This is a genomic window from Rhodococcus sp. IEGM 1302 (assembly GCF_030056935.1).
GTDB lineage: Bacteria > Actinomycetota > Actinomycetes > Mycobacteriales > Mycobacteriaceae > Rhodococcus_F > Rhodococcus_F qingshengii.
Window position 1 is genome coordinate 102,704 of record NZ_JASHKY010000014.1, and the last position, 19,540, is coordinate 122,243.

Annotated in this window: 18 protein-coding genes and 2 pseudogenes; 7 read left to right on the forward strand and 13 right to left on the reverse strand. The window is 61.4% G+C overall.

Going from position 1 to position 19,540, the window contains the following annotated elements; all coding sequences use genetic code 11:
- Nucleotides 1-148: 148 nt before the first annotated feature.
- From QM609_RS19375 to QM609_RS19395, 5 genes and pseudogenes are all read right to left on the reverse strand, one after another.
- Nucleotides 149-997, reverse strand: coding sequence for an alpha/beta fold hydrolase (locus QM609_RS19375; RefSeq protein ID WP_020970664.1), 849 nt, complete (start codon nt 995-997; stop codon nt 149-151).
- A 544-nt stretch (nt 998-1,541) separates the two neighbouring features.
- Nucleotides 1,542-2,504, reverse strand: coding sequence for a DUF389 domain-containing protein (locus tag QM609_RS19380; RefSeq protein WP_007731461.1), 963 nt, complete (start codon nt 2,502-2,504; stop codon nt 1,542-1,544).
- 176 nt (nt 2,505-2,680) lie between these two features.
- Nucleotides 2,681-3,025: pseudogene (locus QM609_RS19385) on the reverse strand (transposase); the annotation flags it as partial.
- Nucleotides 3,026-3,048: 23 nt separating this feature from the next.
- Entirely contained in the window at nt 3,049-3,216 is a 168-nt protein-coding gene (locus tag QM609_RS19390) for a hypothetical protein (protein WP_155277909.1), read from the reverse strand.
- Between the two features lie 156 nt (nt 3,217-3,372).
- Nucleotides 3,373-3,726, reverse strand: a complete 354-nt coding sequence (locus tag QM609_RS19395; protein WP_007731459.1) for a winged helix-turn-helix transcriptional regulator — start codon at nt 3,724-3,726, stop codon at nt 3,373-3,375.
- 109 nt (nt 3,727-3,835) lie between these two features.
- Between QM609_RS19395 and QM609_RS19400 the strand changes: the two genes are divergently transcribed.
- The 5 genes from QM609_RS19400 (at nt 3,836) to QM609_RS19420 (ending at nt 8,425) form a co-directional block, all read left to right on the forward strand.
- Nucleotides 3,836-4,456: a malonic semialdehyde reductase gene (locus tag QM609_RS19400; protein WP_007731458.1), complete on the forward strand. Its 621-nt coding sequence runs from the start codon at nt 3,836-3,838 to the stop codon at nt 4,454-4,456.
- Between the two features lie 300 nt (nt 4,457-4,756).
- A complete protein-coding gene (locus tag QM609_RS19405) occupies nt 4,757-5,404 on the forward strand; it encodes an ABC transporter permease (protein ID WP_019745160.1) in 648 nt (215 codons plus the stop codon).
- Nucleotides 5,401-6,612 (forward strand): ATP-binding cassette domain-containing protein, encoded by a 1,212-nt coding sequence (locus tag QM609_RS19410; RefSeq protein WP_007731456.1) that lies wholly within the window; start codon nt 5,401-5,403, stop codon nt 6,610-6,612. Before QM609_RS19405 ends, QM609_RS19410 begins: the two co-directional genes overlap by 4 nt.
- A gap of 2 nt (nt 6,613-6,614) precedes the next feature.
- On the forward strand, nt 6,615-7,433 hold the full coding sequence (locus tag QM609_RS19415) for an ABC transporter permease (RefSeq protein ID WP_003939758.1): 819 nt from the start codon (nt 6,615-6,617) through the stop codon (nt 7,431-7,433).
- Entirely contained in the window at nt 7,430-8,425 is a 996-nt protein-coding gene (locus QM609_RS19420; RefSeq protein ID WP_003939988.1) for a glycine betaine ABC transporter substrate-binding protein, read from the forward strand. Before QM609_RS19415 ends, QM609_RS19420 begins: the two co-directional genes overlap by 4 nt.
- A 27-nt stretch (nt 8,426-8,452) precedes the next feature.
- On the opposite strand, the gene QM609_RS19425 is transcribed toward QM609_RS19420, so the two are convergent.
- Both QM609_RS19425 and QM609_RS19430 read right to left on the reverse strand, forming a co-directional pair.
- Nucleotides 8,453-9,229 (reverse strand): trans-aconitate 2-methyltransferase, encoded by a 777-nt coding sequence (locus QM609_RS19425; protein ID WP_030535206.1) that lies wholly within the window; start codon nt 9,227-9,229, stop codon nt 8,453-8,455.
- Between the two features lie 75 nt (nt 9,230-9,304).
- Nucleotides 9,305-10,342, reverse strand: coding sequence for a phosphatidylinositol-specific phospholipase C domain-containing protein (locus QM609_RS19430; RefSeq protein WP_007731453.1), 1,038 nt, complete (start codon nt 10,340-10,342; stop codon nt 9,305-9,307).
- A gap of 190 nt (nt 10,343-10,532) precedes the next feature.
- Here QM609_RS19430 and QM609_RS19435 point away from each other — a divergent pair, with 190 nt between their 5' ends.
- Entirely contained in the window at nt 10,533-12,071 is a 1,539-nt protein-coding gene (locus tag QM609_RS19435) for an acyl-CoA synthetase (RefSeq protein WP_042452714.1), read from the forward strand.
- 19 nt (nt 12,072-12,090) lie between these two features.
- Here QM609_RS19435 and QM609_RS19440 read toward each other — a convergent pair whose 3' ends face one another.
- The 4 genes from QM609_RS19440 to QM609_RS19455 all read right to left on the reverse strand — a co-directional run bounded on the left by QM609_RS19440 (nt 12,091) and on the right by QM609_RS19455 (nt 16,163).
- On the reverse strand, nt 12,091-13,155 hold the full coding sequence (locus QM609_RS19440; RefSeq protein WP_050654808.1) for an acyl-CoA dehydrogenase family protein: 1,065 nt from the start codon (nt 13,153-13,155) through the stop codon (nt 12,091-12,093).
- Nucleotides 13,152-14,279 carry an acyl-CoA dehydrogenase family protein gene (locus tag QM609_RS19445; protein ID WP_050654809.1) on the reverse strand — a complete coding sequence of 376 codons (1,128 nt, stop codon included), beginning with the start codon at nt 14,277-14,279 and terminating at the stop codon, nt 13,152-13,154. The genes QM609_RS19440 and QM609_RS19445 overlap by 4 nt, the downstream gene beginning before the upstream one ends.
- A 58-nt stretch (nt 14,280-14,337) precedes the next feature.
- Nucleotides 14,338-15,486 (reverse strand): TetR/AcrR family transcriptional regulator, encoded by a 1,149-nt coding sequence (locus tag QM609_RS19450; protein ID WP_179090766.1) that lies wholly within the window; start codon nt 15,484-15,486, stop codon nt 14,338-14,340.
- Nucleotides 15,487-15,608: 122 nt separating this feature from the next.
- Entirely contained in the window at nt 15,609-16,163 is a 555-nt protein-coding gene (locus tag QM609_RS19455) for a TetR/AcrR family transcriptional regulator (RefSeq protein WP_021332060.1), read from the reverse strand.
- Nucleotides 16,164-16,348: 185 nt separating this feature from the next.
- Here QM609_RS19455 and QM609_RS19460 point away from each other — a divergent pair, with 185 nt between their 5' ends.
- Nucleotides 16,349-17,572 (forward strand): cytochrome P450, encoded by a 1,224-nt coding sequence (locus QM609_RS19460; protein WP_050654810.1) that lies wholly within the window; start codon nt 16,349-16,351, stop codon nt 17,570-17,572.
- A gap of 6 nt (nt 17,573-17,578) precedes the next feature.
- On the opposite strand, the gene QM609_RS19465 is transcribed toward QM609_RS19460, so the two are convergent.
- Both QM609_RS19465 and QM609_RS19470 read right to left on the reverse strand, forming a co-directional pair.
- Nucleotides 17,579-18,964: a lipase family protein gene (locus QM609_RS19465; protein WP_371683547.1), complete on the reverse strand. Its 1,386-nt coding sequence runs from the start codon at nt 18,962-18,964 to the stop codon at nt 17,579-17,581.
- Nucleotides 18,964-19,540, reverse strand: a pseudogene (locus QM609_RS19470) (hypothetical protein); the annotation flags it as partial. The gene QM609_RS19465 and the pseudogene QM609_RS19470, both read right to left, overlap by 1 nt.

Consider the following 19,540-nt stretch of genomic DNA (forward strand, 5'->3'; position numbering starts at 1 on the left):
ACCTCCACTATCCGCTGCCGATCCACCTGTGCGCATCAGGCCATGGACCCATCTTTTCCGACGCGGTGTGTCCTCAGGTACGAGTCCGTCCCCGCGTCGGACTCAGGGTTCTCCCCCACACCCCGGCCTCGGACCTCAGCCTCGCACCTCAGCAGGGAAACATGCGTCGAAGCCGTTTCGGAGCCGCAAAAGGTTGCCAGTTGTCGACGTCCTGCGCCAGACGATCGGCAACGGTCCACAACGCCGACGGGTTGTGGGTCAACCCCATGTGACTGCCTTGCACCGCAATGCTTTCCGACAGGCCTGCCGAGGTTTCACAGCACGCTTGCCATGGAACGATACCGTCGTGCCTGGAGTAGACCGACGTGGCGGGAACAGAAATAGGCGATCCCTGTTCGGATTCGATGCCGTCTACCGGAGGCAGTATCGCGTGATTGCCGGACAAACGAGCGTAGAGAGATCCGACTCTCGTCTGCTCCAGACTGGTGAGACCGAAAGGACTTCCGAGTGTCACTACTTGACGCACCGAATCCGGCAGGTCCCTCGCCAGCTTTCGAGCGTAGATACCGCCCAGACTCCAGCCGATCACCGACACCTTCTGCTCGTATCGATCTGCTACCTCGGCCAATGCGGCAGGCAGTCCGTCGACCACCGTCGCCGTCGGACCGGTGTTCAGACCCAGATTCCAACCGTGAACCCGGTAGCCGAGAAAGCTCAAGTATGTCCTCAAGGCGAGAGTCGAAACGTCCGAAGTCAGCAATCCGGGGAGAACGAGGACCGGATGCCCGTCCCCACGCGGCGATCGAAGCAACCACGGAGCCGCGAGAAGCAGTGAAGCGATGTCGACCAGTCCGCGCGTCGGCTCGCTCAGACACATCGCCAAGGATGGTGGCCCCGGAACGAGTGGGTCGACTTCACGAATCAGCGTCGATCGCTGCGCCCAATCGAATTCGGTCTCCGCGAAATCGATCGCCGAGACTTCCGCAACTACGGACACCTGAACTCCTGTCGGCCGGTGCCCTCGTCGGGGCGTGTGGTGGGGCGGTTCCGCGAGCTGTGTGCTCAACCCGCGGAACCTTGTCCTCATCCACCACCGGTAGCGAACCAGGACCCGTTCTGCCCACAGATTCGTGACCAAAGGCCTCTCGACCACACGAACACTGTGTGATCCAGAACACTAGTTTTGGTTACGTTGCATCTACGTTGCGTAGATGTTTCGTCGCTACCAAGGAGAATCTCGACAGGTCTTGTCAAGCACTGCGGCAGGCCGTTTCCTCCGGCAGAGCCGTCGGCGCTGCAGGTCCGAAGGGTCTGAGTGAAGTCACGCTGCCAATCGGTTGCGGCTCGATTGATCCCCCTTTTCCAGTCGCTGCAACCAGCCTGGAAGCCATGATCGGTACAGACAGCGGTACCCAGATCCGACAGTTCGCATGCCGGATCTGTTTGTCGCGACGTTTGTCGGCGCAGACATTCCCACCGATCCGCAAGACAGCTGTCAGCCTGAAGCCTCGAAAGTCCAGTTCCGGCAGTGGGTCAGGCGCCTACGGCGATGTGCCAGGCCTGGCGTCCCGGCGCGTGACTGATTTCCATTGGCGACCGGATCGGGGCAATGAGAACAGCAGCAGCACAACTACTCCAGCGAGCACGATACCGATCAGATTGACACCGAGCTGAGCCAGCGAACTCAGCACGACATTCCACTTACCTGCGAAGACCGCAACGACCGCCAATCCCGCAGCTGGCACCGTCGTCACCGAGATGAACACCCCCACCAGGACCGTAGAGGTAGAGGTGACCGTTGCCAGCATGCCAGCCGCTCCCGCCAGCAGTGCTACCACCAGTGAGAACGGCCCCACCTCGTAGATGAAGTCGAATGCGCGGGCGTTCTCGACATCGCCGATTCCGACCCAGCCCAGACGAATCCACAGCATGGTAGCCAGGCCGGTGAGGGCCATCGCGGCCGGAAACGAGATCGCGAGGGTACGAATCGAATTTCGCACGAGATCTTTGTCTCGACGTACCAGACCCACTGAAAGCGCTGCCAGCGGCCGGAACTCCGGCCCCACCACCATTGCACCGACCAGGGTCAGCGGCGACGCCGTGGCAACACCGACTGCCGAGAGCAAAAACGCGATCACCAGGAAGGCCAGGAACGCCGGAGTCAGTCGGGCACCTTCGCGCACCTGACCGAGCAACTGCTCCCACACCACTGTCTCGTCGGGTCTTCTCGGGGCCGCAGTGTCCGCCCGTTCTGCGGAGAAGGACAGCATGGTTCCCGCCGGCTCGAACGAAATACCGCCAGCCCTCACCAGGTCCAGAGCAGTCAACGCGGCAAGCACGTCGTTCGCGCATGCGCGGGCTACATCGGCCTCGATCACATCTCCCGGCGGATCGACAGCGGCTCTGAGTGCGAGTGTCACATGAGTAGCCCCAGGTTCGGCGGCCAACATGTTCAGCACATCTCCGGTCCGCTCACTCGGCGAGATGACACGCAGATGCAGCACAGTATTGTCTCCTTCAGCCGGCGGTGGCCTCGGGTGCAGGCAGCATCGACGGCCGGTCCATCACCGGAAACCATAGCGGGCTCGGACATGTCTCAACACCGTGGATTCTCAGCGCTACGAGCCACACTCCCCCCGGCGCACATACATCTACCGCACTGCGTTAGTCGCTAGGGCGCTCACGCAGCCGCGGCGGTAGTCGGTCCAAGTTGATAGATCGCGTTATCGCGGAGGAGCGCCCACCACACGTTCAGTCTCCGCCTCCCAACGCAAGAACCGCCTGCGTATGACACTGCCCCTCGGCCCGTTTGCGGGTACAAAAAGCCTACGACTGAGCGTTGTGCCGGATACTGTGCTGCGCGGACAGATAGAAGGCCCGCAACAGCCTGCGGTCGTACCTGCGCGGCCGGCGCAGATTTCCACTGACTCGGCCCGAATCTCGCGGCACAGGCGCTAGACCCTGAGATGCCGGCCAATCTGTCTGCGCTTCCGAACGCAGACACGTCACCACCCGTGGCGGCGACATCTGCCCAGCCACCCGCACCAACTACCCGTTTGCGGCCTCGACCGCGGCGTCGTCAATCCGAGAGGCGTTGTATGCCTTCTTGTTCCGGAACCACACTTCCGACTTCGTCCGGCCGAATTTTCGAAGTCCGTCAGGCGATTGATAGGTCGAGTCGTCGAGAACACCGGGAGGCCGTTCTCCTTCAGCCATGCGAACAGCAGAACAAAAAAAGAGCCATACCCGGCGTCCCCAGGCAGCCCCGAACCTACAAATGTTCGGCCAGTATCGCCCGGGAAAACGGTAAGGAAATAACAACTGGCAGAAACAGGACCCGCGCAGTCGCTGAACTGCCGTTCGAGCTAGCGCTCAGTTCGAGCAACTCTCGGGTGGCAGATTTTCGGCGGCCCACGTTGTCAGTTCACTGAGAGCGGGGAGCAGCGCCTGCCCCGACGCTGTGAGTTCGTACTCCACGGCGATGGGCGGACCTGCATCGACGCTCCTCGTCACCAGGCCTGCCCCTGCCAACTCCGTCAGGCGTTCCGAGAGCACCGAATCACTGATCCCGCCCACCGCGCGCTTGAGCTCGGAGAATCCCGCCGGCCCGTTCAGCAGCGTGCCGAGAATGACGCCGTTCCACCGTTTGCCCAGGAAGCCGAACGCGCGGGCCAGAGCCCCGTCACATGCGCGGGGCTCGTGTCCCGCTTCGCTCTTGCTTGCCACCCCACCATCCTAGCCACAGTGCTAACGTATCCGTAGGCACTATTTTTTTACTAGCAACTAGCTTTACCGGGTGATGCTCGGTCGAGCTACCACGGAACGGAAACCCCCGATGTCTCTCGACGCAGCCACGCCATTCACCGCCCAGCAACTCGACGAAGCCGGCCGCGAGCTCCTCTTCACTGCGGCTCGCACCGCCAACTCCTTCTCGAACGAACCTGTGACCGACGACGAACTGACTGCGATCTGGGAGCTCGCGAAGTGGGCACCGACCGCGGCCAACACCAATCCGCTACGTGTGCTGTTCGTCCGTACCGAGGAAGGCAAAGCACGCCTCGTCGAGCACATGGCAGACGGCAACAAAGCCAAGACCGAGGCCGCTCCTGCAGTTGCCGTTCTGGCGGTGGACACCGAGTTCTACAAGCACATCCCCAACCTGTTCCCCATTCGCCCGGAGATGAAGGACTACTTCGAATCCGACGAGGCTGCCGCCAGTTCGACGAGTCGGTTCAATGCCGCACTTCAGGCCGGCTATGTGATCCTCGCGATTCGCGCACAGGGTCTGGTCGCCGGCCCGATGGCCGGGTTCGACGCCGACGGCATCGACGGCGAATTTTTCGCAGACGGACGTTTCAAGACGATCCTCGTGGTGAACATCGGCCATCCCGGTGAGAACCCCTGGTTCGATCGTCTGCCGCGCCTCTCCGATGAGGATGCGCTCAGCTGGGCCTGAGGCCAATTCGGACAAATCAAGCAATGCGGGAGAGTTCTGCGGAACTCTCCCGCATTGCCATCTCCAGCGCGTTTCAACTCTGCTCGCAGTGGGTACATACCCGCGTCTCGCAAAATCTCACGTCCAGAACAACATCCGACACGCTGCAATCGGAATTAGTTGCAGTATCTCAGTTTTTGGACGACAGTCGAGGGAAACCCCTCGGCCTACGGAGGCTGCGGGGAAAGCCCTTGTGCGCCGGTCGGTGTCGAGGGAAGACGTTCGAGCGAGCAGAAGTCCGAAGAAAGTGGGTTCGGAAATATGGGCGCCCTATGGGATTTTGTCGTTGCACGACGACAACAATTGATGACCGACTCGTACCTACATGTTTCAGCAGTTATCCAGTCCGTGATCATCGCGACGATTGCCGCCGTGATCATCGGCATTCTCGTCTACCGGAGCCCGGCGGGATCCTCCATCGCTACGGCGTTGGCCAGCACGATCCTGACGGTTCCTTCATTCGCCCTCCTCGGACTGCTCATTCCGATTCTCGGTCTCGGCGTCGCTCCCACGATCACCGCGTTGATCTTGTATGCCCTGCTCCCGATCATTCGGAACACGATCATCGGTCTGGATGCAGTCAACCCGGCGATCACGGACGCAGCCCGCGGTGTCGGAATGAATCGCATGCACGTACTGAGTCGAATCGAGCTACCGATCGCGTGGCCGTCGATCCTCACCGGCATGCGGGTCAGTACACAGATGCTCATGGGCATCCTCGCCATCGCGGCGTACGCCAAAGGTCCTGGTCTGGGAAACCTGATCTTCTCCGGACTCTCGCGTGTCGGTAGCCCGAATGCTGTTCCGCAAGCGCTGGTCGGCACCGTACTGATCGTCATTCTCGCTCTGATTCTCGACGGAATCTACGTCGTCATCGGTCGTCTCACTACTTCGAAGGGGCTGCAATGACTGAAACCATTCCGTCTGACGTATCCACAGATCAGAAGGTATCCGGGGTCGAGATCGTCCTGGAGTCCGTCACCAAGCGGTACCCGGGCCAGAAAGCTGCAGCGGTGGACAATGTTTCGCTGACTGTTCCGGCTGGTGAGATCGTGGTCTTCGTCGGACCTTCGGGTTGCGGCAAAACAACGACGATGCGCATGATCAACCGCCTGATCGAACCTACCTCCGGCAAGATCACCATCGACGGCAAGGACGCGCTGTCGATCGACCCGGACAAGCTCCGCCGTGGCATCGGGTACTCGATCCAGCAGGCAGGCTTGTTCCCGCACTTCACGATTGCGAAGAACGTCGCGACCGTCCCGGGTCTGATCGGTTGGGACAAGAAACGTATCGCAGCGCGCACCGACGAGATGCTCGACCTCGTAGGCCTCGATCCCGATACCTATCGCGACCGCTACCCTCGCCAATTGTCCGGCGGGCAGCAACAGCGTGTGGGCGTGGCGCGGGCGCTGGCTGCCGATCCTCCGGTGCTGTTGATGGACGAACCTTTCGGTGCCGTCGATCCGATCACCCGCGGCCTGCTCCAGGACGAACTGATGCGTCTGCAGTCGGAGTTGGGTAAGACCATCGTCTTCGTCACGCACGATTTCAACGAGGCAGTCAAACTCGGTGACCGTATTGCCGTGCTGGGCAATCAATCCAGCATCATGCAGTACGACACTCCGGAAGCGATTCTCGCCAATCCCGCAAACGACATGGTCGCCGGATTTGTCGGGGCGGACGCCTCGCTCAAGCAGCTGACCCTGACACGCGTGCGCCAGATCAAACTCAAGCAGTGCCTCACCGCCCGCGAAACCGATTCGGTCGATGATTTGAGAACCGCACTCGCAGCGCGTAAGTGGAAGTGGGCCCTGATTCTCGATCAGCGCGGACGGCCGCTTCGCTGGGTCTCGCCCGGCCACCTCGCCCATGCGTCGACTCTTCGAGGTGTCGGTAACGAGATCGGCGAAGCCGTGTCCATCCAGTCCACCCTGCAGGATGCTTTGGAAGCTCTTCTCGCAGAGAGCAATGCGTCCACCGTGGTCACCGGACGGCGTGGCGAGTACGTCGGTCTCATCACCATCGACACACTGGTCAGCCATCTCTCCGAAATGCGCGAGGAGCATGCGCACGACCACGACGAAGAGCCAGACACCGAGAACGTCGAGGGTTGAACATGACTGCCACGACAGAGGAGCGCGTCTCCGCGCCTGAGATGGAACCGGACGCCCCCGATCTGGGTGCGGCCGAGAACGCCGCCACGCGCCGTGCGGAACGGATGCGACTGTATGTGCAGCCGGTCATCGTCCTGATCCTGGTTGCGGGCGTGTTGATCTGGGCATTCAGCCGAGATCTCAACGCGACGCAGAAGGCGAGCATCAACCTCGACAACATCGTCACTCTGACCTGGCAGCACGTACTGATCACCGCCGCCGTGGTCATCATCGTCGTCGCCATCGCGGTTCCACTCGGAACCCTGCTGACCAGGCCGAAATTCACCCGCCTGGCACCGTTCTTCGTGGGAATAGCCAACATCGGAGCCGCAGCGCCTGCCATCGGCCTGCTCGTGCTGTTCTATCTCGCGACAAGAACGACCGGCTTCTGGATCGGCGTGTTTCCCATCGCGTTCTATTCGTTGCTTCCGGTGCTGCGCAACACCATCCTCGGCTACCAGCAAGTGGACAAGACCTTGATCGATGCGGGGCGCGGGCAGGGAATGTCTTCGCTCACGGTCCTACGTCAACTCGAGTTCCCGATGGCCGTCCCGTACATCCTTGCAGGACTGCGTACTTCGCTCGTTCTGGCCGTCGGTACCGCGACGCTGTGCTTCCTGGTCAGTGCCGGCGGACTCGGCATTCTGATCGACACCGGATACAAGCTCCGCGACAACGTCACCCTCGTTGTCGGTGCCGTACTGGCGGTGTCGCTGGCCTTGCTGATCGACTGGCTCGGCGCGCTCGCCGAAACTTATCTCGGGCCCAAGGGATTGCGATGACCAAGACTTCGATCACCAGAACGTGGGGCTGGAAACTCGCGGTTGCCACGATCGGCCTCACACTTGTCGCTTCGTGTGGTCTCGAGTCCGGTGGCGCACTGCCCCTGGCCGTCGGCCCCGGCAGCATCGAGCCGGTTCCGGAGCTCGAGGGTGTGAAGATGACCGTCGGCTCCAAGGACTTCACCGAGCAGATCGTGCTCGGGTACGTCATCGAATTCGCGATGGCCGCTGCGGGCGCGGATGTTCGAGATCTCACGAACATCCAGGGCTCGAACAGCACCCGTGACGCACAGTTGAACGGCCAGATCGATCTTGCGTACGAATACACCGGAACCGGCTGGATCAACTACCTCGGCAACGAGACACCGCTTCCCGATTCGCAGGCGCAGTTCGAGGCCGTCCGCGATGCGGACCTTGCTGCGAACGACATGGTGTGGACCGATCCGGCGCCGATGAACAATACGTATGCATTGGCGATGAGCAAGGAGACCGCTGAGAAGACCGGTGTCAAGACCGTTTCCGACTACGCGAAGTTGGTCGAATCCGATCCCGGAGCTGCGGTGACGTGCGTCGAGACCGAGTTCAACGTCCGCCAGGACGGATATCCCGGCCTGGCAGCGAAATACGGTTTCGACGCCTCTCGTGCCCAACGCCAGATCCTGCAGACCGGCATCATCTACCAGGCGACAGCCGATGGCGATCAGTGCAAGTTCGGCGAGGTGTTCACCACCGACGGTCGCATCATCGCACTCGATCTCGTTCTGCTCGACGACGATCTCCAGTTCTTCCCGAAATACAATCCGGCACTGGTGATGAAAAAGGACTTCGCGGAAGCACATCCGCAGGTAGCAGAAGTCATGGCACCGATCTCGGAGCGACTGACCAACGAGGTGATGACCGAGCTCAACCGGCAGGTCGACGTCGACGGCAAGGAGCCGGCGGACGTGGCCCGCGACTGGCTGGTCTCGGAAGGCTTTGTCACGGCGCAGTGATCGGCTGACCGCAACCCAGCCGAGTAGTTACCGTTTGCGTCCGACGCAGAACACCCGCCGGAACGGAAAGAGCGTTCCGGCGGCTGTTGCGGGGTAGGCCTCCCTCAGCAGATCGGAATACTGACGCTCGAACTCAGGAGCGTCAGCTTCGCCGAGAACGTCGAGCACGGGTCGTAACCCCGTCCCCCGTACCCACCCGAGCACCGGGTCGGCACCTGCCAGCACGTGTACGTACGTCGTCTCCCAGGCGTCGACGTCGAATCCGTGTTCTTGGAGACGCTGCGCGTACTGAACTGGACTGTCGACGCCTTCCGGGCCGCGTAGGACGCCACCCAGTCGCTCACTCCATTCCGCTGATTCCGCGAGATCTCGCATGAGCGCATGGGACGGAGCATCGAAGTTACCCGGCACCTGCCACGCCAGCCACGATCCGGATTCCAGGGTGTCCGCCCACTGGTCGATCAGCTCGCGATGGCTCGGAACCCACTGCAATGCAGCGTTACTGACGACCACGTCGTAACCGGTGGCGTCGAAGGACATGATGTCCCCCAACTCGACGGTGACGTTTCCCGGTAGGTCTGTAGGGGCCTGCGCGACCATTTCGGGAGACGAGTCGAATCCGGATACCGAGGCGTCCGGCCATCTTTCCCCGAGCATCGCGGTCAGGGTGCCTGATCCGCAGCCGAGGTCGGCTACCCGCGTCGGGTCTTCGGTGGCCACCCGTGACACCAGGTCCACGAACGGGCGTGACCGCTCACCCGAATAGCGGCCGTAGACTTCGGGATTCCACGTGACAGTGCGCATGAACCCATCCTGCACCCTGTTCCTGAGAATTGCCGCCCGTCAGATCTCGCTCTTCACGATCCGGCCATTCGAAAATCACCGACGCGGCACCACGGTGGACAGTACGTTCGGCAACCTCGACCAGTCCGCGGTGATGTAACTTGCGTGCTGCCCGGCCAACAGGTCGAGACGCTCGCTCGCCTCGGTTTCGGTGGCATGGGTTCCGTCGATCTGCGGAGCGACCTTGTGCGCGTCGGTCATGACGAGCAGGTAGCCGCGATCGTGGTACCAACTCGGATCCACGACTCCGGCGGTGTAGTCGAGAGCGTCGCCGTCGAAAATCACGAACCACGGACGGATCCCCGGGTCGGTATAGCGGTCGAGACGTGGGTCTCCCGGTGATGCACGGTGAACAGCGGGAAAGGCGGCGCCGAGTTCGACGAGCCCGGCGGAGGACAGATCTCGCAGGTGCGTCGCATACTGCCGGTCCGTCCACTCCGTATCGAGAGGGTTTCCCTCCTCGATCGTTCCCGGTATCAGCTCGAACAGAAATTTCCCGGTCATTTCGGAATTGCTCGGCCATCCACGCTCGGTGACGGCGGCATCCGGGGTGGAGTAGGACTCCCCCATCAAATCGGCCGGCGTGAAAACCGCGTCTCCGAGTGTCCCGAGAATCAGGGCGTCGAGATCCGCGGGCCCACGTCCGTACCCGGCAGTGAACCCGTCCTTGATTTCCAACTTGATCATCACCGGCGGGTGCTCGGGATTGGCCTCGTGCCACGCCCGCATATCTGCCAGGCATCCACGGAATCCCTGATCTCGTAGACCGCTTCGCAACCCGGATGCGTCCTGAGCGCCGACGCAGTTGCTCTCGCTCGCCACCGGATTCATGTGCGACACACGCCAGTCCGGACCGCCCCCGTTGGTCCACAGGTCCAGCTCGAGCAACGACGCCCCGGAATCCAAAGCGTCGGCGAAGTACGGAAACGTCGCCTTCTCGTAGGAATTGTGGACCCCGACTGACGTGGTCTCGGAAAACGAGCGCACTTGGTTCGTAGTCGTTTCGGCGCCGGCAGAGGGCGCCGAGACGACCGCCACGAACGCACTCATACCGGCTACCAGGATTGCTCGCATGTTCGACACTCTCGCAGAAATCACCCCACGGCAGGATGGAATCGTCAGAGTTAACTGGACAATCGTCTAGATTGCACCGGAGTGGGGCATGATTTCAGGCGGTGGGTGAGGGCAATTGTCAGGCCAATAGCATCAGTGCCGGAACTGATCCGAGTCAGAGCACTCGCCGCACACTCGCAGGAGGAATCGCATGCAGCTGACTCAATTCGTTCACCGATCCCTACGAGCGTCGCCCGAAGCGGTGATGACGATCTCCGATGGCCGAGTGCGCACGTCTCGCGAATCGGTCGACCGGATCAAGAGGCTCGCGGGCGGGCTGCAGACGTTAGGCCTGCGCACCGGTGACAGAGTCGCGATCTTGGCATCGAACTCCGACTACTACCACGAGGCGCTCCTGGCCTGCTGGTGGTTCGGAGCAGTGGCCAGTCCGGTCAATTCTCGCTGGAGCACGGCGGAAATCAGGTACGCCCTGGAAGATTCAGGGTCGACGGTATTACTCGTGGACGAGAATTTTGCTTCCGTCGGATCTACCCTTCGCGAGGCGTGTCCAGGCCTGACCACTGTCGTCTACTGCGGCAACGACCGAGTTCCGGACGGAATGCTCGACTACGAACAGGTGATCGCGGAGGCGATTCCGGTCGACGATCTGCGCGTCGGCGGCGACACGCTTGCACTACTCCTCTACACCGGCGGGACCACCGGAGTGCCGAAGGGCGTGATGATCAGCCATCAAGCGCTGATGACCTCGGCGCTGGGCACTCTCGCGGCAGGGGGCGTGGCAATCAGCAACGGAACGAACCTCGCGGTGAACCCTCTGTTTCACATTGCCGGGATAGTCGGATGGTTGGCTCAGTCGCTGATGGGTGGAACTCAGGTCTTCGTACCGAACTTCAGCCCACGGACGTTCCTCGAGGCCGTGGACCGCTATCGCCCGACAACCGTGGGTCTGGTGCCGACAATGCTCCAGATGTTGGTCGCCCACAAAAACGAAACGGGCGAAGACGCAACCACCTACGATCTGTCCAGCGTCAGGATCCTGAGATACGGCGCCTCGCCCATATCTCCGACGCTTCTCGGACAGGTCATGCAAATGTTCCCCAACAGTTCCTTCGCTCAGGGCTACGGGATGACTGAAACCGCGCACATCAGCATGCTGAGTCCAGCCGATCACCTCGAAGGTGGTGACCTCCTCCGCAGCGCTGGTCGCGCACTCCCTCACTGCGAACTGAAAATCGTCGACCCGGCCGGCTCGGAACTCCCACCCGGCGAGGTGGGCGAAATCGTCACGTTCGGCAGCCACGTCATGCTCGGATACTGGAACAAACCGAAGGAGACCGCTGAAGTGCTCCGCAGCGGGTGGATGCATACCGGCGACGCGGGGTACCTCGACGCCCGCGGTTACCTGTTCATCGTCGATCGCATCAAGGACATGATCGTCACCGGTGGCGAGAACGTCTACTCCACCGAGGTCGAAAACGCTCTGGCACAACACGAATCCGTCGCGGCCTGTTCCGTGATCGGTCTGCCCGATGCCCAGTGGGGCGAGCGTGTCCATGCCGTGGTCGTCCTTCGGCATGGTTTCGACGCCGACGCCGACGAACTGCGCGCTCACGTGAAAACGCTGATAGCCGGATACAAATCTCCGCGCACTTTCCAATTCGTCGATGCATTGCCGCTGTCGGCAGCAGGCAAGGTGCTGAAGCGCGATCTTCGTTGCAACGCAACGTAATCCTTTACGACGGTCAGGATTACAGCTTCAATGTCGGTTCTGGGTCGGTGATCAAGCGGTGCAGTGACGGCGACGCCGCTACGGCCTCTCCTAGTTGCGTCGCACTCGCGATTTCGTCGCCGAACTCCGATCGCCAGGCGTGCAGTCGACGCGTCAGTTGTTGCAATCGGTATTCGCGGGTCATGCCGATTGCACCGTGTGCCTGGTGGGCGGCGCGGACGCTCACGAGCGCATTCTGCGAAACCACCAATTTGGTTGCGCTCACTTCGAAGTCGGCGTCGCCTCTGATGAGTGCATGTGCAGTGCGATCGACGGCCAGCGTGGACATCGAAGCCATCTGAGCAAGCGTCACGATATGCTGCTGGACTGCTTGAAACTGCGCGACGGGCCTACCGAATTGCACCCGGTCGGACACATAGCGCCGGGTCAACGTCGACGCCGACTCCATCGCTCCCGACATCTGCACCGAGCGCAAGAACGCGCCGAGCTTGCTGAGAATCCGGGCATCGACCGGGTTGTCGCCGTCAATGGTCCGCGCTTCGGAGAACGTCAGGCTCTCACGCGGTTGCCCCGCAAGATCCGTCCCGCCACCGATCTCGGCGTCGGAGATGTCAAGGAGTACGACGCGATCACCGAGAACTGCTGCCAGCACTGATGCAGCGCTACCCCACGGCACGTCGTGAAAGGTTCCCGAGAGAACACCGTCGTTGGTCCGGCGCACATCGTCGCGCGGCGAACCCGGGGCGACCGTTGCGATTCCGGAGGGCACGGGTAACCCGCCCGCTGTTGCCAGCCTGCCCGCGAGGTACGTCTCGGCGAGCGGCAGCGGCGCAGCGTGCCTCGCCGCCGCGCGCTGGACAGTCACGGCGTCGAGGAGCGAGCCACCGGAACCACCAACCGATTCGGGAAGACCGACCAGAGGTAACCCTAGTTCGACTGCCGCGCTCCATAATCCGGCGGGCAGACCGCCGATCTCCGCCTGCGCTACCACCTCGGTGCCGGACTTCTCGGCGAAAAATTGCTCGACCATCGATTCGAGGTCGGCGTCGAATGTGTACGCGTTGATCTGTGACCCCGAATTCATCGGTCCAACCCTTTCATGATCACGGTGCGGAGAATTTCGTTGGTACCGCCGCGAATCGACCACGACGGCGCCACCAGCACGGCCCGGGCGAGCAGCGACTCGTACGGATCGTCGGATGCAAGGTCCGGAGCCCGGCCGAGGTGCCGCGCGACGGTCGCAACACAGTCCTGTTCGAAGCGTGTTGCCATCTCCTTGATCAGCGCGGCCTCCGTGACCGGCGAGCGACCGGCGTCGACCATCCGTGCGATGGACAGCGACATCCCGCGAAAAGCCCAGCAGCGTGCGGTAATCGAGCCCAGATCGGCGAGGGCAGCTGGACCGCATTGCGCTGCTTGGTTGGCCGCGAAGTTCTCGAGGACCGGCATCAGCGACATCCAACGGTCGACGCCACCTCGCTCGAGTGCGAGTTCACCGGTGTTTTGTCCCCAGCCCGCTCCGACGTCTCCGAGGCGACGCGAATCCGGCACGAAAACATCCTGGAACGACACCTCGCAGAAGTCCTCACTACCGTCGATGAACGGAATGGGTGAGACGGTCAGACCCTCGCTGTCGCGATCGACGATCAGCTGAGTGAGACCGTTGTGCTTGTCTGCCGAGGTTCGAAGCAGGGCGAGTATGTGTGTGGCATGGAAGGCGCCGGTGGTCCAGATCTTGGTGCCGTTGACTTTCCAGCCACCATCGACACGTTCGGCGCGAGTGCGCACCGATGCCAGGTCCGAACCCGAGTCGGGCTCACTCATCCCGATCGAGAACGAGAACTCACCGCTCGCGATACCGGGAAGGAAGTACCGCTTCTGTTCTTCCGTGCCGTTGGCGGCGATGCTCGGACCCGACTGTCTGTCTCCGATCCAGTGATAGCCGACCGGCGCTCCCCGCGCGAGAAGTTCTTCGACGACGACCAATCGATCCACTGCTGACCGTCCGCCCCCGCCGTATTCCTTCGGCAGCGACATGCCGAGCCACCCACGTCGACCCAGATCTCGCGAGAACACCGGATCCACCGCCCCGGCCATCCCGAGTCCGAGCGAGTAGGTACCGGGGGTGAGTCGCTTGTCGAGGTACTCCCGCACGTCAGCCTGAAGAGCAAGCTCCTCGATCGTCAGTTCTGTTGCGTCGAAACGCATGACGTCTCCGATCAGTTTCGTGAGTCGATCCGCCGCCCGTGGCGCTTACCCGAATTTTTCATGCGCCCAGCAGCAGGGCGCAGCCGATCTCGAAGAGTCTGTCCGACAGGTCGTCGCGACGGCGAAGCCGGCCGATTCGGACGGCGTTCTCCACAACTGTCAAAGTGGCATTGACGGTGATCCTGGCGGTGGCGGACTCGAGGCCCGGACGGACTTCTTCGAGCATCTTGACCCATAGCGCGACGTACTCACGTTGATTCTGTTCACACGTGCGGCGGAACTTGTCCGGTAATTGGTCGAGTTCGCTGATCAACAACCCGATCAAATGACGCTCGTTGATCGCGAAATCGATATGTGCGGCAAGCAATCCGGACAGCGCGTCCTCCGGGCCGGTTGCGGCGCCGAGAGCCTGTGCAACGCCGAGCCGGCGACGCTCGCCGCCCCTCGAGACCGCGGAGATCAGCAGGTCGATCTTGGCATCGAAGTGGTTGTACACATTCGGGCCTGTCGTTCCTGCAGCCTCACCGATGTCCTCGGTATTGACTGCTTGATATCCACGCTCGTCGAACAGCCGAATTGCTTCGGTCAACAAGAGTTCACGTCTGGGTATCACAACGGGCAGGTGACCCGTTGCCGCCACGACTTTCACTTCTGAGCGACCCAGTTCCGCGTATGCAGCGCGGTCTGCCAACTCGACAAGCAGCAGTTCCATCTGACGCCTCGGCAAGGACACTCGATGCGAAGACACACTGTTGAAGACTGCGATGACAGCCCAGGCGAGCAGATAGCTGTCTTCTTCGTCGAGGTCGGGACGCTCAATTCGGATCAGCGATGCATCGCGCGAAGCTGCACTCTTGAGGGTCGAACGCATTTCCTCACGTTGCTCGTCAGGCAGATAGCGTGCCTCTCGCTGCCACAGGAGCGACAGACCCCGACGTTTGGACACCGATGCCGCAAGTTCGGTGATCAGTGTTTTCAGATCCTCGGCACCTGCGACCCGATCGTAGAGCGATTCGATGCCTGCGTTGACCGCGGCGTAGAGGAGATCCGGCTTGTTCTTGAAGTGCCGATAGAGCGCAGGTGCCGTGATTCCAACTGCAGCAGCCACCTGAGCGACAGACACGTTGTGATAACCGTGCTCACGGAAAAGCTCACCTGCAGCCGCAAGAATCTGCTGCTTACGGTCGCGGGGCCTGCGTACGACCATCGTGACTCTCTCCTTCGCGGCAGCGGACAAGCTCAGAGTACCGAGCCGAGGAATGAAGCAATGAACCGAACCGTCTACAGCAGCGACGATCCGATGCACCGTTCACGAACACGGAATCCCGCTCAGGAGTAGATGAACGACTCGACCATCCCTCGTTCGGCGGCCCTGTCTGCAAGAGGCCACGCCAACAGCATCAACACGATCCGAACCACCCACTGCGACTCTTGACCTTCAGGATCCAATCCTGCAAGTTCCAGTGCAGTACGCGGGAGCAACGGCGAGGACACGAGATACTCGTCGATTCCGTTGGCCCGCGCTGCCGCAAGGCCGTGGCTCATGGCAGCGTCGGATCTGATCGCGTCGACGGCGACGAGGATCGACTCCACGATGCGCTCGTCGCCGTGCAGTGATTCGACGGCAGTCGCGACCTTGCTCGCCACGGATGCCGCGCCTCGTGACAACAACCCCTCGCGGATCGCGGACTTGCCACCTACGTAGCGGTAGAGCGTTGCCCTCGAACAGCCTGCGCGGGCAGCGACGTCGTCGGCGTTGAACCGATCGAATCCCTGTTCTCGAATCAGCTCTGCCGCAGCCGCGAAGATGCGCTCGGTTGCGAGTTCACGGCGGTTACCGCCGGCCAACCAGTCGGCGGCGCGGCGCTCGTTTGCACCGGTCACTCTCCGTCACCTCGTCTCACTCTGAGACAGATTCAATCAGAAATCTCAAGGCTACGGAAGGCCGCGAGCCTCTGAACTGGGAGAAGTACGAGGGGGTTGAAGTGCGTGAGATTTTCTCAAAATGCCAGTTCAGAGGCATTTTCCACCTGTTGACTTCTCCTCGACGGCCGTGAAATCTTCCCTTCGTGACACTATCGACGCTCGACATCAACCCTTTCCTGCCGTCGAACATCGACGACCCGTACCCGCTATACGACGTACTCCGGCGCCGGCACCCCGTGTACCGCATTCCTGATACCGACTTCTATCTGGTGTCCACGTGGGAATTGGTCACCGAAGCCGTTTCCCGTACCGACGACTTCTCCAACAACCTCACCGGCGTGCTGGTTCGTACACCGGACGGTTCGGCCGTGACCTTCGACATGAACGGCGGCGGCCAAGCTGTTCACGTTCTCGCGACTGCCGACGAGCCCGACCATCAACACCAGCGCAAACTTGTCTTGCCGACACTGGTCGCCAAACGTATACGAGCACTCGAGCCGGTGATGACCGAGTACACGCAGCAGTTGTGGGACAACGGCTTCGACGGTCGACGGATCGAATGGGTCACGTCGGTAGCGGACACGCTGCCGCTGCAGATGGTTGCCACGCTGATCGGCCTGCCGGCACACGACGTCCCCCAATTGCTGGCGTGGTCGTACGACAGCACCGAACTTCTCAGCGGCATCGTGACCGCAGAACGGTTGACAGGCGTCGTCACCTCGGCGGCCGAACTCACCGGGTACCTCTACAGCAAGTTTCGTGAGGCACGGGCTCACCCGGTGGATGATCTACTCGGAGACCTCGTCCGTTGCTGTGACGCAGGCGAACTCAGCGAAGACGTGGCCGTGCTGATGTTGGTGCAACTCGTCGGTGCGGGTGGCGAATCGACCGCCGGACTGATCGCCAACTCTGCACGGTTGCTCGCCGAGCGCCCTGAGATGCAGACGCAGCTGCGCGAGGACCCTCTACTCGTGGGTGCGTTCCTGGAAGAAACGCTCAGGCTCGAGTCACCCTTTCGCGGACATCACCGACATGTCAACGCGGACACAACACTCGGCGACGTGGCGCTACCTGCCGGCAGTCACCTCATACTGCTGTGGGGCTCGGCGAACCGCGATCCTGAGTCATTCACCGAACCACAGGTGATGAACCTCGACAGGGTCAATCCCCGAGCGCATTTCGCCTTCGGTAAAGGAGCACATTTCTGTGTCGGGGCCGCGCTGGCTCGTCTGGAAGCAAAGATCGCGATCGCAGTCCTTCTCGAAAACAGTGCGCACTTCACAATCGATTCCGAATCCCCACCCCGTTGGGTCCCCAGCATGTTCGTACGCCGCCATCAGAGTTTGCGTCTCGCTGTCACCGGATAGTTTCACTCAGTTGTCGAAATTGTGGGCTATCCAGTCGATCGTCTGCATTCCGAACAGATCAGTTCCCCAACCGTATGGATCCGTGAATGCGCGGTCCATACTGCAGTCGGTGGGCTGGTAGCTCACGTCGGTCCCTCCACTCCTGTACGTGTCCGCCAGTTCTCGCGCATCAGCTGCCGGTACAAGTGACATCGGGGAGTCGTCCTTTGCACACGACGTTATCAATACCTTCGACGCCGGAGCACCGTGACCCAATACGTTGTCGTCGTACGCGCGCTGGAAGCTGGGTTCTGTGGTCGGATCGATTCCCGGCTCGAAAAGGCTTGCCAACGGCACGAACGGCAGCGTGAAGTACGCCGGCATCTGGCACTCACCCCGGTACACGTCGGCAATCGCTCGGCCCACGGGATTGAGCTTGTCGTTCAACTTCATCTCGGGGTACCAGGGTTCGAGGCCAAGGAGCGTCGCAAATCCGAAGCCGGCCCCGACCGAGGAATCTGTTGTCTCCATGAATGTTCGGGGCTTGATCACCATTCCCTCGAGGACTGTCGAGACGATGTCGAGTTCCGGTGCGTAGGACTGCCCAGATTCGGCGGCGAATGCAGAACCGACTCCACCACCAGCGATTCCGAACAACGCAATCTCCGCCTCAGGATTCAGCTCGGAATCCTGCACCTGAAATGCTGCACGCACAGCATCCAACTGCGCATGCCCCGCGAACTTGCCCGCGAAGACGCCGTGAGGATGGCGGTCTCCGTTGTTCCCGACGTCGGATATCACTACGGCATAGCCTTTTCCGAACATCAGTGCCAGCGGACCCAGCGCCGACCAGGAGGCGCCGTCCAGCGGATCGCCGCCCGTCCAGTGCGAACTCGGATGACAGTAGCCGCCAACGCTGTCGTTGGCCTCCTGGTAGCTGATGATCTTCTTCTCCGATGCCGGTGTTCCGTCGATCGGGATCATCATGATCCCGGTGCTCACCACCGGCGTCGAACCGTCGATTCCGGTTGTGACGTACATGATCTTGTAGGCGTCGAGCTGTCCCGGTTTGTATCCCGTGAACAGTACATCCACCTTCTTCGACTTCAGGAGATCACCGGGACGCTCGGCGCCGGTCAACACCGGCTCGTCGTAAAACGGATCATCGGGCGTGAGTGCAGTGAAGATCTCCTCTTCGGATGCGAACTCCCCCGAACTGAGAGCACCGACGGTGAACCCGTTGAACACCTCTCCCAGAGTTGGGGTGTCGGTTCGAAACTCCTCGGATACAGGAGTTTGCACGTCTTTCGGGGCATCACTGTCCGGCACCTCAGCTCCAGCCGTTGCTGGCAGGACCAGCGCAACGGTCAGCGCTACCAGCGGCGCCAACCTTCGGAATGTCGCCGACGACATCACTGAACCGTCACTTTCAAACTGGAGAGGGCCGATTCGAGAGTTTGTGGGAGGGTCACCATCGGGCGGTGACTCTCCAATTGAATTTCGTAGGGAACACTCAATGTGGCTACGAGCCGTGGCCAATCTTCTTCGACCATCGCTCGGTACTTCGGCAAGAGCTGTGAGGTGATGTAGTCCCACCGTTCCTCGTACACCGACCAGTTCCAATCCGGGAGGGGCAGTGTCACTGTCGCGGTGCGTCCGTCGGCAAGTGTCGTCGTGAACTCGAGGGGCCGGAACGAGCGAGGCGGGACCACGCCGGCGACCGAGGGCGAGCCGGCAACGGTCGATGCGTAGGTGATCGCTTCTCCCACATCACCTTTGTATGCGCGCACGGTATCCCACTGGTCGCGGATGATCACCCCTTGCTCACGTTGGAGCAGTGCTACGTTCCCACGTGCAATCCGATTCGAATCGCCGGAAGCTACATCACGCCAGGCGTCCATGACATCCTGACCGAACATTCCGGCACTCTGCATTTCTTCCAGCGCGGGAAGTCCTTCATCCACGTATGCCTGATGCATCGGCATCAGA